The organism is Pseudomonas sp. CFII64 (assembly GCF_000416235.1).
In the GTDB taxonomy this organism is placed as follows: domain Bacteria; phylum Pseudomonadota; class Gammaproteobacteria; order Pseudomonadales; family Pseudomonadaceae; genus Aquipseudomonas.
Genome location: NZ_ATLO01000024.1, coordinates 46,951 through 59,765, shown reverse-complemented (window position 1 = coordinate 59,765; position 12,815 = coordinate 46,951). Strand labels below are relative to the sequence as shown.

10 protein-coding genes are annotated in these 12,815 nt (G+C 56.9%); 8 read left to right on the top strand and 2 right to left on the bottom strand.

Going from position 1 to position 12,815, the window contains the following annotated elements:
* Positions 1 to 184: 184 nt before the first annotated feature.
* Positions 185 to 1,072: a threonine/homoserine exporter RhtA gene (gene rhtA, locus CFII64_RS10995; protein ID WP_044901299.1), complete on the top strand. Its 888-nt coding sequence runs from the start codon at positions 185 to 187 to the stop codon at positions 1,070 to 1,072.
* A 179-nt stretch (positions 1,073 to 1,251) separates the two neighbouring features.
* Positions 1,252 to 1,545, top strand: a complete 294-nt coding sequence (locus CFII64_RS10990; protein ID WP_020290846.1) for a hypothetical protein — start codon at positions 1,252 to 1,254, stop codon at positions 1,543 to 1,545.
* A 58-nt stretch (positions 1,546 to 1,603) separates the two neighbouring features.
* Here the strand turns inward: CFII64_RS10990 and CFII64_RS10985 are convergent, their stop codons facing one another.
* Positions 1,604 to 3,412: an aminopeptidase P family protein gene (locus CFII64_RS10985; protein WP_044901298.1), complete on the bottom strand. Its 1,809-nt coding sequence runs from the start codon at positions 3,410 to 3,412 to the stop codon at positions 1,604 to 1,606.
* Between the two features lie 57 nt (positions 3,413 to 3,469).
* On the bottom strand, positions 3,470 to 4,648 hold the full coding sequence (locus tag CFII64_RS10980; RefSeq protein WP_020290844.1) for a cysteine desulfurase family protein: 1,179 nt from the start codon (positions 4,646 to 4,648) through the stop codon (positions 3,470 to 3,472).
* Positions 4,649 to 5,702: 1,054 nt separating this feature from the next.
* On the opposite strand from CFII64_RS10980, the gene CFII64_RS10975 reads away from it, so the two are divergent.
* The 6 genes from CFII64_RS10975 to CFII64_RS10950 all read left to right on the top strand — a co-directional run bounded on the left by CFII64_RS10975 (position 5,703) and on the right by CFII64_RS10950 (position 12,801).
* Entirely contained in the window at positions 5,703 to 6,491 is a 789-nt protein-coding gene (locus CFII64_RS10975) for a hypothetical protein (RefSeq protein WP_020290843.1), read from the top strand.
* Positions 6,492 to 6,561: 70 nt separating this feature from the next.
* Positions 6,562 to 7,683, top strand: coding sequence for a DegT/DnrJ/EryC1/StrS aminotransferase family protein (locus CFII64_RS10970; protein WP_020290842.1), 1,122 nt, complete (start codon positions 6,562 to 6,564; stop codon positions 7,681 to 7,683).
* A 5-nt stretch (positions 7,684 to 7,688) separates the two neighbouring features.
* Positions 7,689 to 9,203: a lipopolysaccharide biosynthesis protein gene (locus tag CFII64_RS10965; protein WP_044901297.1), complete on the top strand. Its 1,515-nt coding sequence runs from the start codon at positions 7,689 to 7,691 to the stop codon at positions 9,201 to 9,203.
* A 3-nt stretch (positions 9,204 to 9,206) separates the two neighbouring features.
* Positions 9,207 to 10,142: a glycosyltransferase family A protein gene (locus CFII64_RS10960; protein WP_020290840.1), complete on the top strand. Its 936-nt coding sequence runs from the start codon at positions 9,207 to 9,209 to the stop codon at positions 10,140 to 10,142.
* Positions 10,132 to 10,584: a low molecular weight protein-tyrosine-phosphatase gene (locus CFII64_RS10955; protein ID WP_020290839.1), complete on the top strand. Its 453-nt coding sequence runs from the start codon at positions 10,132 to 10,134 to the stop codon at positions 10,582 to 10,584. Before CFII64_RS10960 ends, CFII64_RS10955 begins: the two co-directional genes overlap by 11 nt.
* Positions 10,585 to 12,801 carry a polysaccharide biosynthesis tyrosine autokinase gene (locus CFII64_RS10950; RefSeq protein WP_020290838.1) on the top strand — a complete coding sequence of 739 codons (2,217 nt, stop codon included), beginning with the start codon at positions 10,585 to 10,587 and terminating at the stop codon, positions 12,799 to 12,801. It abuts the gene before it with no gap.
* The last annotated feature ends 14 nt before the right edge of the window (positions 12,802 to 12,815 follow it).

The following is a 12,815-nucleotide window of genomic DNA, read 5'->3' as shown; positions in this document are numbered from 1 at the left end:
GACAGATTCGAGAGGCCGTCAACCGTTAATTTGTACTTTCTGCAAAAGGTGTATAGGCGTCGATTTATAACCCTCTCCTTATATAAGAAGAAAGCCATTGAGCAATATATTGCTCAATGACTGGTTATTAAGCATCATGTCGCCCATTGCACCACCTGCCCGATGACCGTGGACCCGATCTCCAATGAACAACGACGCTCGCAAGCTTTCTTCCATGCTTTTCCCGATTGGGTTGTTATTGATTGCCATGGCATCCATACAAACGGGTGCTTCCCTGGCCAAGAGCCTTTTCCCTATAGTCGGTGCTCAGGGGACCACGACGCTGAGGCTCGTTTTTGCGAGTGTGATTCTCCTGCTCGCCCTACGGCCCTGGCGCGCGCGCTTCACTGCCAAATCCCTACGTACGATCTTCATTTACGGCATCGCGCTGGGTGGCATGAACTTTCTCTTCTATATGTCACTGCGCAGCGTGCCTCTGGGCATCGCCGTCGCGCTGGAATTCACGGGGCCACTTGCAGTGGCACTGTATTCGTCACGCAAGGCGATCGACTTCGTGTGGATTGCGTTGGCTGCCACCGGCCTGCTGCTGCTCATTCCCATGGGCGAGACCAGCGCGAACCTTGACCTGACCGGTGTCGCCTATGCCCTGGGCGCCGGGGTTTGCTGGGCCGCCTACATCCTGTTCGGCCAAAAGGCTGGAGAAGACAATGGCATTCAGACCGCCGCGCTAGGCGTATTAATTGCTGCGATATTCATCGCGCCGATCGGAATGGTGCACGCGGGGACCGCGCTGCTTGATATTGCATTGATACCGACCGCCATTGGCGTGGCGATTCTATCAACTGCCCTGCCCTATAGTCTGGAAATGGTCGCGCTGACGCGAATGCCTGCACGAACGTTCGGGACCCTGGCCAGTATCGAGCCAGTGTTTGGCGCTCTATCCGGGATGCTTTTCCTTCATGAAGAACTGTCACTTCTGCAGTGGCTGGCGATTGGCGCAATCATCCTGGCTTCAGCCGGCGCGACACTCACTTCCCAACGAGCCACATCGCAACTGGTGCCAGCCGATTGACGGATGTTTTGCGTGAAAATGAGATGTTGCTAGCATTTGTAACGTCGTTGAGCCATGTTTAGCGTCAGGCGATGTTCTTTTCTGGATTGCAATCCAGGCAGGGCAGTACGCCGCCTTGTAGCGAGCTACTGAATTCAGGCTGGGCTCCGCTTCTGGTCGATGCTCAGGTAAGGAAGGGAATGAAACACATTTTTATAGTGTTGGCGCTCTTGATAGCTACGGGATGCGCGGCAACATCAAAACCGGTCAAACAGACCAAGCGCGGAATTCACATCAACTGTTCCGGCCTGTCTTCTTCGTGGGAAAAATGCTACGAAATGGCGACGAGCTCCTGCGTTTCCCAGAACTATCGGATCATCGCCAAATCCGGTGATGCCGCAGAAGAACCCGGCGATTATCCCTTCGGGCTCAATCCGGCCGGCTATACCAGCCGCAGCATGATCATCATCTGCAAGAAGCCGGCAAAACCCTAGCTTCAGGACTGCCGGTCGAACTGCGCCTTGGCCCATCGCCAAAGCGCAGGAACTCACGTCAGATGCTGGCAGTGCGAGAGTTCAGCCACTCCAGCGCAGCGCCTTGCAACAGAGGCGTCAACCGCTCCCGCACCTCGCCATGGTAATCATTGAGCCACGCACGCTCGTCCTCAGCCAACAAGGCTATATCCAGACACCGGGTATCGATAGGGCACAACGTCAGCGTCTCAAACTTCAGAAACTCTCCGAATTCGGTCTTGCCGGCTTCGCGGTTGATCACCAGATTCTCGATCCTGACTCCCCAACGGCCCGGGCGATAAGTGCCCGGCTCGATTGATGTGATCATGCCTGCCAACATTGCGGTTTGCGGGGTAGCCGGAGCCTGATAGGCAATGACTTGCGGGCCTTCATGAACATTCAGGAAGTAGCCCACGCCATGGCCGGTGCCATGACCGTAATTGACGCCGCCCGCCCAGATGGGCGCACGAGCAATGGAATCCAGCAGTGGTGACAGGATTCCCTGCGGGAAATGCGCTCGGGACAAAGCAATCACACCTTTCAAGACCCGGGTGCAGTCCTGTTTTTGCTCGGCAGTCGGTGTCCCGACGGGCACCATGCGCGTGATGTCCGTGGTGCCGCCCAGGTACTGACCGCCGGAATCGATCAACAACAAGCCATCGCCTTCGATCTGCGCAAATTCTTCTTCGGTGGCCCGGTAATGCGGCATGGCGCCATTGGCGTTGAATCCGGCGATGGTAGCAAAGCTGGCAGAGACATAACCCGGACGCTGCTGACGCGCCTGACCGAGTTTTTCGTCAATGGTCAGCTCGCTGACCGGTTCGTGACCCAGCGCCGAATCCAGCCAGGTGAAAAACTCGCACAACGCCGCGCCATCCTGCTCCATTGCCTGGCGAATATGCCGGGTGTCTGTTTCGGTTTTCTGTGATTTGAACAGCGTGGTCGGGTTCAAGCCTTCGACGAAACTGACTTCGCTGTCCAGGTAATCAAGCAGGCCACAGGTCACCCGCGCAGGATCGATCAACAGACGAGCGTCCTTGGGGACCGCGCGCAGTGCTGCGCCGATCTGCGTATATTCGAGCAGGGTGACGCCATCTGATTCCAGGCTTTGACGGATGCCGGCGTCGACTTTGCTGGAGTCAATAAAAAGGTTGATGCTGTTGGGGCCAATCAACGCGAAAGAAATGAACACCGGATTGTAGGAAACATCGGCGCCACGCAGATTGAACAACCAGGCAATGTCATCCAGCGTCGCAAGAAAATGCCAGTCCGCACCCCGCTCCACCATGACCTTGCGCAGGCGAGTGAGTTTTTCGCCGCGAGCCACCGACGCCTGCGGTGGCAAATGCTCATAGACAGGATTGGTCGGCAATGCCGGGCGGTCTTCCCACAGCTCAGTGAGCAAGTCCAGATCGGTACGCAGTCGGGCTCCGCGATCATAGAGCTTGCTGGCCAGGGTTCTTGAAGAGGCCACGGCCAGCACTGCGCCATCCACCGCAACGACGGTTTCAGCCTTCGCTTGCTCGGCCAGCCACTCCAGCGGTCCCTGCTGACCAGGAACCAGCTTCACCAACTCGATGCCGCTGCCTGCCAGCTCTTTAGTTGCCTGCTCCCAGTAGCGGCTATCGGCCCAGAGGCCGGCGAAGTCCTGAGTGATGATCAGCGTGCCTACGGACCCATGAAAGCCGGACAGCCATTGCCTACCCTGCCAATAGCCCGGCAGGTATTCGGACAGATGCGGGTCAGCCGAAGGCACCAGGTAAGCATCGATTCGCTCGCGGCTCATCAATGCTCGTGTTTGCGCCAAACGTTGCGACACCACACCGCTGGTTGTCGATTGCATAGTCATGGATTCTCCTGCTGTCCCGAAAAGTGATCGCTATCGGGGCAGATAATGGAGCACCACTCAAGACTGAGCAACCGCCCAGAACGCAGGCTGCACGAGGGACGCCTTGATAAAACCGGCCGCACGATCAATATCCTGCTCACTGGTGAAGCGGCCGAGGCTCAGGCGGATAGTCTGACTGGCGGCTGTCGCGTCATACCCCAAGGCAAGCAGAACATGGGACGGCGTGTTCTTGGCCGAGTTGCAGGCGGACGTGGAGGAAAACGCCAGACCGTGACCCAGCGCCGAGATATCCAGGTCACTGTGGGTGAAGGTCAGGCTCAAGGTATGAGCGATGCGCTGGGAGGGACTGCCATTGAAGTGCAGACCTGACACATCGGCCAGCAATTCGCGCAGCCGCAGGTTCAAACGCTGGATATGGGCAACTTCTTCTTCGAATGACGCTGCGGCCAACGCGAATGCGGCACCCATCCCGGCGATCTGGTGAGTCGCCAGCGTGCCGGAGCGCAGCCCGCATTCATGACCGCCGCCGTGAATCTGCGCAAGCACACGCTGCTCGGCACGAGGGCCAACGTACAAAGCGCCGATGCCTTTGGGGCCGTAGACCTTATGGGCAGAGAATGACATCAAGTCAACGGCCAGTCCGGACAGATCAATCCCGACCTTCCCCGCTCCTTGCGCCGCATCAACATGGAACAAAGCACCGTGGGCGCGCACGCGCCTGCCGATTTCGGCGATGTCATTGAGCGTGCCGAGTTCGTTATTGACCAGCATCAACGACACCAGAAAGGTATCCGGGCGCAGTGCGGCTGCCACGGCATCAGCAGTGATCAGGCCATCTGCATCAGGCGCCAGCAGCGTTACGTCGAAACCCTGCTCCTGCAGTTGCTGCGCAGTATCAAGGATCGCCTTGTGTTCGATCTGGCTGGTGATGATGTGGCCGCGTGCCTGGCCGTTGCGCTGTGCATGGGACTGCGCAACACCCTTGAGCGCCAGGTTGTTTGATTCAGTTGCGCCAGACGTCCAGATGATTTGGTCAGCCTGAGCGCCAACGAGTCCTGCGACCTGCTGTCTGGCCAGTTCGACAGCGGACCGTGCGTTTTGCCCATAGGTATGCGAAATGGACGCCGGATTACCGAAATTGCCGGACATGCCCAGACACTGGACCATCACTTGAATGACACGCTCATCGACAGGAGTGGTAGCCGCGTAGTCAAAATACAGCGCAATATTTTTCATAAGATCGCTCTTAAATGCGCAGCCTGGAACGCAGGCTGTTGTCGCCAGTGGTGTCCCTGGCTCGTTCGCAATCTGCGAGGCCAGGGTCTCAGGCCATGAAGCGATGATGCCTTAAAATAGTTAGATCAAAAAATTATTAATTATTATTTGTATATTCCATAAAGAGATATGCGAGCACAGCCTTGCTCGATTCGGCCGCAATGTCGATATAACGCGCATCGGAAATGACCTGGCGTTGCTGACATCAAGCACATTCCATGCCCGTGGGCGTGCGGCTCACTGGCCTGTATGCGTCTTTGCCAGGCATGAGAGAAGCAGCAGTCTGAAGCCGTCACCTAAATACCGGAGGTTTTTTATAAATGCATCGAACGAGTGTTGAATGCATCTCCAGACACACTCGTTTGAACATGAAGTATCGATACTGCACTTGCACCGCACTCGTCGACGCACTTAGCGACTAACTTCTGGCGTTAATAAAACGACTAATCCGAGGCCGCAGGCTGTTAAGCACCCAACTGTACATGTGCCTAAAAAACGTCATTGCACCGTAGCAGTGCATGTGATGTTTTTTTGACTCCTATGTAATTCAAACAGTTACGTTGCTTTCATAACCGCTTATCAAAAATTTAACAGAAACTTGACGAAATAATTTGACAGAAAGCCCGTCCCCATCGATATATATGCCTGTCAAACATTTCCCAGCCAGTGCAGCGTCGCCACAGAGTGACGCGCGGAATTGTTCGACCGACACACCACTTGTTCTGCCCAAGACGTTAGTTATTAAACGGCGAGTTCTTTGCGTCGGTGGGAGTCTTTCGTCTGATGGAAACTGAATAAATTGCTGAGTTTGCTCGGCATGGCGGTAGCTTGGCCTGATGCCTTGCTGCGCCAGATAACAAGTTCATTCAAGCACTTACATGCCTGCAGTCGATTTCAACCAGTCCGGATGTGCAGGATTGGGCGGTAGCGTGGCTGCAAAGGCGCCATTTGAGATGAATAAAACAGGCCCGCCGACACGGCGAGCCTTTTACTTCGGACCCACAGGGTGTGAGTCATGCCATTTTCATTGCCTATGAATGATCAGCAAGCCGAGCAACTGGCAGCAGAAATAAACGCCAATGGCTTTGCTCGGTTGCGCAACGTAATCAGCCAATCTGAATTGCAACAACTGCGCGGTTTTACGGACGCCCACGCCCAGCTGCATCACGGCGAATATTTTGCTTACCACGGCGAGAAGGCACTGTCGCAAAGCTTGCTCGGCAGCATCTGGGGCAATCCTGACTTCAAGCAACTGGTCGGCGCGCTGTACCGCCAGGCGACCCACCAGGAGTCGGCAAGTGACCGAATCTTCCCGGTGCTGCGTTGCGTGCAAGGCAATGTGGGACAAAAAGAGTCCAACTGCTTTCACTTTGACGCCAGCCTGGTCACCGCTCTGGTACCGATATTCATTCCCACTGAAGGCAGTGATCGCGGCGATCTGATGGTGTTTCCCAATCTGCGCAAAGTACGCAACAGCGTACTGCTGAACGTGATTGAAAAGGCCCTGGTGCAGAACCGCTTCACACGCAAGTTGATGACGCTGGCCATAGATCGAGGCTGGCTCAAGCCGCAGACAATTCCGCTGGTCCCAGGCGACATCTACCTGTTCTGGGGCTATCGCTCCTTACACGCCAACAAGGCGTGCGGCGCCGGCGTCAAACGTGCGACCGCGATCTTTCATTTCGGCGATCCCCATGCCGGCAGCCTGGCCACCCGGCTGATCCTGCAATTCAACCAGCGTCGCGCACGTCGGGTCAGCGACAAAACCGGCGCTCAGCCTCCGAAATCGACCCTCGGCCAGTAACCGGGGCCGCACGCAACCAACTTCAGGGCATATGCAGTTCCCGCGTTCAACGTTAGACATGGAGGCTTCGATGATCAACGTAACCAAAACCTACCTGGGCGATATCGGCAAGTTCAAGACCTACATTGAAGGCATCTATGCGCGGGGTTGGTTAACCAATCACGGGCCGCTGGTAACGGAGCTGGAAGATCGCCTCAAGGATTATCTGGGCGTCAAACACATCATTCTCACCAACAACGGAACACTTGCCCTGCAAGTCGCCTATCGCGCCTTGAACCTGAGCGGCAGCGCCGTGACGACGCCCTTCAGTTTTGTCGCGACCAGCAGTTCGTTGCAGTGGGAAGGCATCCGGCCGATCTTTGCCGATATCGATGCCAGCACCTGGAACATCTCCCCGGACCACATTGAAAGTCGTATCGAGCCAGACACTTCAGCCATCGTCGGCACGCATGTGTTCGGCAATCCATGCGCGGTCGAACGCATCGAAGAAATCGCTCGTCGACGTAACCTGAAAGTCGTCTACGACGGTGCTCATGCGTTCGCGGTGCGCCATGCAGGGCAGTCCGTCCTTAACTGGGGTGATGTCAGCACCTTGAGCTTTCACGCCACCAAACTGTTTCACACAGTCGAAGGCGGCGCGATCATCACCAACGATGACGAAATTGCCAAGCGTGCCTACCTGCTGTGCAACTTCGGCATTGCCGACGTCGACAAGATCGACGGGATCGGCATCAACGCCAAACTCAACGAGTTCTCTGCGGCCATGGGCCTGTGTGTGCTCGATGACATCGAGAACATCCTCGAAGAACGCGCCGAAATTGCCTATCGCTACACTTCGCGACTGGAAAACTACCTGGACCTGCAACAGGCCGAAGCCAACAGCCAGCTCAATCACAGCTATTACCCGGTGGGCTTGCGGGACGAGCAGCAACTGCTGCGGGTACGTGCCGCACTCAACAACCGGGATATCAATCCGCGCCGGTACTTCTACCCATCGCTGGATACCCTCGAATATCTGCAGCCGCAGATCCCGCAAACCGAATCCCGTGCCTTGAGTGAGCGCGTGCTATGCCTGCCGATTTATCCCGGCCTGCAACGCGCTGATCAAGACAAAGTGATCAACACCATCATCGAGGAATGCAGCTTCAGCAACGCCCATTACCAAAGCCCTGTGCTCGCTCAGGTCATCTAGTGGCTATGCAAACGAAACGCTCCGTGATCCGCAACACTGCATTGAACTATGCCGGGCAGGCCTACGTCTTGCTGGTCGGTATCCTGATCATGCCGTTCTACCTCGGCCATCTGGGCGCCGAGGCCTACGGTCTGATCGGGTTCTTTGCAGTCATGCAGGCATGGTTGCAATTGCTTGACGCGGGTCTGTCGCCCAGCCTGGTGCGGGCCGTCGCGCATCAGCAAGGTACACCGGCCAACGAACGCAATTCGGGACAGCTGCTGCGGTCATTCGAGATCATCTTTCTGCCGCTGACCTTGTTGTGCTGCGTAACGATTTACCTGAGCAGCCCGTGGATTGCCCTGCAATGGCTCAATGCCAAAGAGTTGCAGCCGCAAACCCTGATCCATTGCATCAGCCTGATGGGCGTGGTGATCGCCCTGCGCCTGTATTCGACGCTTTACAAAAGCGGTATTCAGGGCCTGGAGCAACATGGCTGGCTCAACCTGGCCAATATCATCATTGCCACGCTGCGCTACTTCGGCGGTCTGCTGCTGGTCAGCGTCTACTCCCAGGACCCGGCAGACTTTTTCGAGTTCCAGGTCGCGGTAGGTCTGATCGAAACCTTGATGTTTGCCGGGCGCGCCTATCAGCAAATGCCGACGCCGCATTGGCTCACCGGGTTCAACTGGCGACTGGTCAAACCGATCATTCCGTTTGCGGCGAGCATGTCCTTCACGGCGGTGCTGTGGATCGTCCTGACCCAGATCGACAAAGTATTGCTGTCCGAGCAACTGCCTCTGGACCAGTACGGCTACTTCTCGCTGGTGGCGTTGATCACCACCGGGATCCTGATGCTGACCAATCCTTTGGTGCAAACCCTGCTGCCGCGCTTGACCGTATTGATGGCCGAGGGTCGCCGCGACGATATGCACGGGTTGTTTCTGGCTGCCAACCGCTTCGTCTGCACGTTCCTGTTTCCGCTGGCTGCGGTGATTGCCTTGCATGCCCAGCCCTTGATCTATGCCTGGACCGGCGATCAGGTCGCCGCCCAATGGAGCCGTTCGATTCTGTGCTGGTACGCATTGGGCAGCGCGATCATGGCGGTCAGCGCCTTTCAGTTCTATCTGCAATACGCCTATGGGCGAATGAATCTGCACGTCTGGTACAGCGTCGTTTCAGCGCTGATTACCGTTCCGGTGGTGGTCCTGGCGATTCACTACCAAGGCGCCTATGGCGCGGCGCTGGCCTGGTTTTTCCTGCGCATCGTGTCGTTCGCGGTGTGGCCGATGATCGTCCACAACCGCCTCGCGCCGGGCATTCATGGCACGTGGCTACGCGACATTCTGCGCATCAGCGTCATGACCGGCGTCGGCCTGGCAATCAGCGAGCCCCTGTTTCGGTTGATCGCGGCCGATGACCGTTTCAGCGTATTCGCCGGTCTGGCGGTCAGCGGCCTGATCACGTTGATCGTCGTGGCCGCCAGCGACAAACCGCTGGCTTCGAGAATTTTCATTTTGTTCAGCAAACCGAGTACCTGAGCCATGGATGACAAGACAGTAGAAACGTCCACTGCCCCTTCCCAGCCACCGCTAGTGAGCATCGTCTGCCCTGCCTACAACCAGGCAGCGTTCATCGCTCAGACACTGGATAGTTTTCTGGCCCAACAGACGACGTTCAGTTTTGAAATCCTGATCAACGACGATGCCTCCACCGACGGCACGGCGCAAATCATCGCCGAATACACCGAGCGTTATCCGACGATCATCCGGCCGTTCTATCAATCGGTGAATCAGTACCAATACGGCAAGCCCTGCGTTCCGGGCCTGTTTGCCAAAGCCCGGGGTCGTTACATCGCGTACTGCGAAGCCGACGACTATTGGACCGATCCGCGCAAACTGCAAATCCAGGTGGACTTCCTGGAAAGCCATCCGGACTACGTCATCACTTACCACGATGCGATGGCGTTCGACAGCGAAGGCGAGAAAGGCATCCAGTTGCAGGGCAAGTTACGCAGCGATGCGACGGCTCTGCAACTGCAGAAGGCTCGGCCGATTTCGACCTTGACGGTGTGTTTCCGCAATGTGCTCTGCACCCTGCCGCCAGAACTGCTGATGCCGGTTGCTCCGCTCAATGACATGTGCTGGTGGTCGCTGCTGGGGGCGGTCGGCAAAGGCAAGTTTCTCGCCCAGATCAAACCTGCCGCCTATCGCGTGCATCCGGGCGGCATTTTCTCGATGCGTACCCATAAACGAAAGCTTCATATGAGCCTGCAAACCTGTAGCAGTCTGGCTAATTACTACAACCGGCAGGGCAATCAGGAACTGTACGAATACTTCCTCATGCAAACCATCGGTCTGGCGATTTCGGCACTGGCGCCGGTGCATAAGCTGCAGGCGCTGTTGATGGTGGCGCGCAACTTCACCGTCAACCTCGGCAAACGGCTCATGCCTTCGATAAGTAAGGGCCATGTTCAGTAACGTCCTGGTGATCTGCATCGGCAACATCTGCCGCAGCCCCATGGCTGAAGCGCTGTTGCGCCAGCGTGTACTGGCGGCCGATGTGCAGATTGCCTCGGCAGGCACCCACGCGATGCTCGATTCGCCAATCGACCCGCTGGCCCAGGCGGTCTTGCAGATGCACCAGGTGCCGACACTCAGGCACCGCGCCCGCCAGATGGATCGCGACATGTTGCATCAGGCCGAGCTGATCCTGCTGATGGAAAACGCCCAACTCAAAAGCGTTTTGAGGTTAGCCCCCGAAGTTCGCGGCAAGACTTTTCTGATTGGCAAATGGCAACAACAAATGGAAATAGCCGACCCCTACCGGCAACCAAAATTAGCCTTTGAACAGACCTACGAGCACCTCTCGCGATGTGTCGACGACTGGCTACCTTATCTTCAGTCAGGAGAAACAAGATAAATGACCGCTATGAACCGTTCTTCCCTGGACTACTACCAGGACTCCCGGATCGATTTGGCAACTATCTTGCGCACGTTATTCGACCATAAGGGCCTGATTTTCTCGATCGTCGGGCTGTTCTGCTTGGTCGGGCTGGCCTACGCGATACTTGCCGAACCGATCTATCAGGCCAACGCGATGATTCAGATCGAGCCGAAGAAAATCGGCATCGAAGGCACGCCGGAAGTCTCCAACAAACCGATGTCGGTGTCCCAGGCGACGACCGAAATCGAGCTGATCAAGTCGCGGGCAGTGCTGGGCAAGGTGGTCGATGACCTGAAGCTGAACATCGTGCAGCGCCCCGATTACTTCCCGATGATCGGCGGCTATCTCAGCCGCACCTTCAAGCCGGAGCGACCGGGCCAGTTCGCCGAGCCGTGGTTCGGCATGGGTCAATACGCCTGGGGTGGTGAAAAGCTCGACGTCTTCCAGCTTGAGGTTCCTGAAGATCTGCTGGGTGAGAAACTGACCCTCGTCGCAGGCAAGCCCGGTTTCTTCACGCTGTATGACAAGGACCGCAACCAGATTCTCAGCGGAGCCGTCAATCAGACTGTCGAAGGCCATGGTGCGAAGATTCAGGTCGCCACGCTCAATGCCCGGCCGGGGACTGAGTTCACGGTTTCTAAACTGCGCACCTTGACTGCCGCGCTCAATTATCAGGAACGCCTGAAGATTACCGAAGCCGGCAAAGACTCGGGGATCATCTACCTGGCGTTGCAGGACCCGGACCCGGAAAAGGCCAACAAGATCGTTGACGAGATCAGCCGTCTTTACGTACGCCAGAACGTCGAACGCAGTTCCGCCGAGGCCGCTCAACGCCTGGACTTCCTGCGCTCGCAATTGCCGGCCGTACGCAAACAGCTGGAAGCGTCGGAAGTCGCCTTGAACAACTTCCAGACCAGCGCCAAGTCGGTGGACCTGAGTATCGAAACCAAGGGCGTCCTGGATCAGGTCGTGAAGCTCGATTCGATGCTCTCGGAGCTCAAGATGCGCCGCGTCGAACTGGAGCGGCTGTACACCCGCGAACACCCGAACTATCGCGCCTTGATGAGCCAGATGAGCCAGCTGGAAGCGCAGAAACAGGGGCTGCTGAAAAAGATCGAAACACTGCCTGAAACCCAACAGGAATTGCTGCGCCTGACGCGCGACATGCAGGTCACCAGCCAGACGTACACCTTGATGCTGAACAAGAGCCAGGAGCAGGACATTCTGCGCGCTGGCAGCATCGGCAACGTGCGCATCATTGACAACGCCGACGCCAACGTCGAAGAACCGGTCAAGCCGATGAAGAAACTCATCGTGCTGATTGCGACATTGCTGGGTGTCTTGGTCGCGGTGGCGACAGTGTTCGTTCGCCAGGCGTTCTATCGCGGCGTGGACAACCCGGAAGTCATCGAAAACATTGGCATGCCGGTGTACGCATCCCTGCCCTACTCGCGCCAACAGGAACGCCTGGAAAAGAACAATCAAAGCCGCACGGCCAGCAAGGAATCCAGACTGCTGAGCGTCTCGGCACCGACCGAACTGGCGGTGGAATCCCTGCGCAGCCTGCGTACCAGCCTGCATTTTGCAATGCTCGAAGCACGCAACAATGTGCTGATGATTTCCAGCCCGTCGCCGGGTGCCGGCAAGTCATTCGTTTCCAGCAACCTGGCGGTGATCATCGCCCAGACTGGCAAGCGCGTGCTGCTGATCGACGCCGATATGCGCAAAGGCTATCTGCACAAAGTGTTCGGCCTGCAACCCAAGCACGGTCTGTCCGACACGCTGGCCGCGCGCCTGAAAAGCAGCGAAGTCATCCATCACACCGAAGTGCGTAATCTGGACTTCATTTCCTGCGGCTTCGCGGCGCCCAACCCTTCCGAGCTGTTGATGCACGACAACTTCAACAAGATGCTCACCGAGCTCTCGCCGCTGTATGACCTGGTGCTGGTCGACACGCCGCCGATCCTGGCCGTGACCGACGCCACGCTGGTCGGTCGCCAGGCCGGAACCTGCCTGCTGGTCACCCGTTTCGGGCTGACTTCGGTCAAGGAAATCGAAGCCTGCAAGCGTCGACTTGGTCAAAACGGTGTAGTCATCAAGGGCGCCATATTCAACGGCGTGCTACGCAAGGCTTCGACCGCAGATTATGACTGCGCCGCCTATGGATACGACTACAGTCCAGTGCGCAAATAACGAGCAAAGATCAC

Bases quoted from the DNA above. Each gene is read 5' to 3' on its own strand.
- rhtA (WP_044901299.1), top strand. From the start codon at position 185: ATGAACAACGACGCTCGCAAGCTTTCTTCCATGCTTTTCCCGATTGGG.
- CFII64_RS10990 (WP_020290846.1), top strand. From the start codon at position 1,252: ATGAAACACATTTTTATAGTGTTGGCGCTCTTGATAGCTACGGGATGC.
- CFII64_RS10985 (WP_044901298.1), bottom strand. From the start codon at position 3,412: ATGACTATGCAATCGACAACCAGCGGTGTGGTGTCGCAACGTTTGGCG.
- CFII64_RS10980 (WP_020290844.1), bottom strand. From the start codon at position 4,648: ATGAAAAATATTGCGCTGTATTTTGACTACGCGGCTACCACTCCTGTC.
- CFII64_RS10975 (WP_020290843.1), top strand. From the start codon at position 5,703: ATGCCATTTTCATTGCCTATGAATGATCAGCAAGCCGAGCAACTGGCA.
- CFII64_RS10970 (WP_020290842.1), top strand. From the start codon at position 6,562: ATGATCAACGTAACCAAAACCTACCTGGGCGATATCGGCAAGTTCAAG.
- CFII64_RS10965 (WP_044901297.1), top strand. From the start codon at position 7,689: ATGCAAACGAAACGCTCCGTGATCCGCAACACTGCATTGAACTATGCC.
- CFII64_RS10960 (WP_020290840.1), top strand. From the start codon at position 9,207: ATGGATGACAAGACAGTAGAAACGTCCACTGCCCCTTCCCAGCCACCG.
- CFII64_RS10955 (WP_020290839.1), top strand. From the start codon at position 10,132: ATGTTCAGTAACGTCCTGGTGATCTGCATCGGCAACATCTGCCGCAGC.
- CFII64_RS10950 (WP_020290838.1), top strand. From the start codon at position 10,585: ATGACCGCTATGAACCGTTCTTCCCTGGACTACTACCAGGACTCCCGG.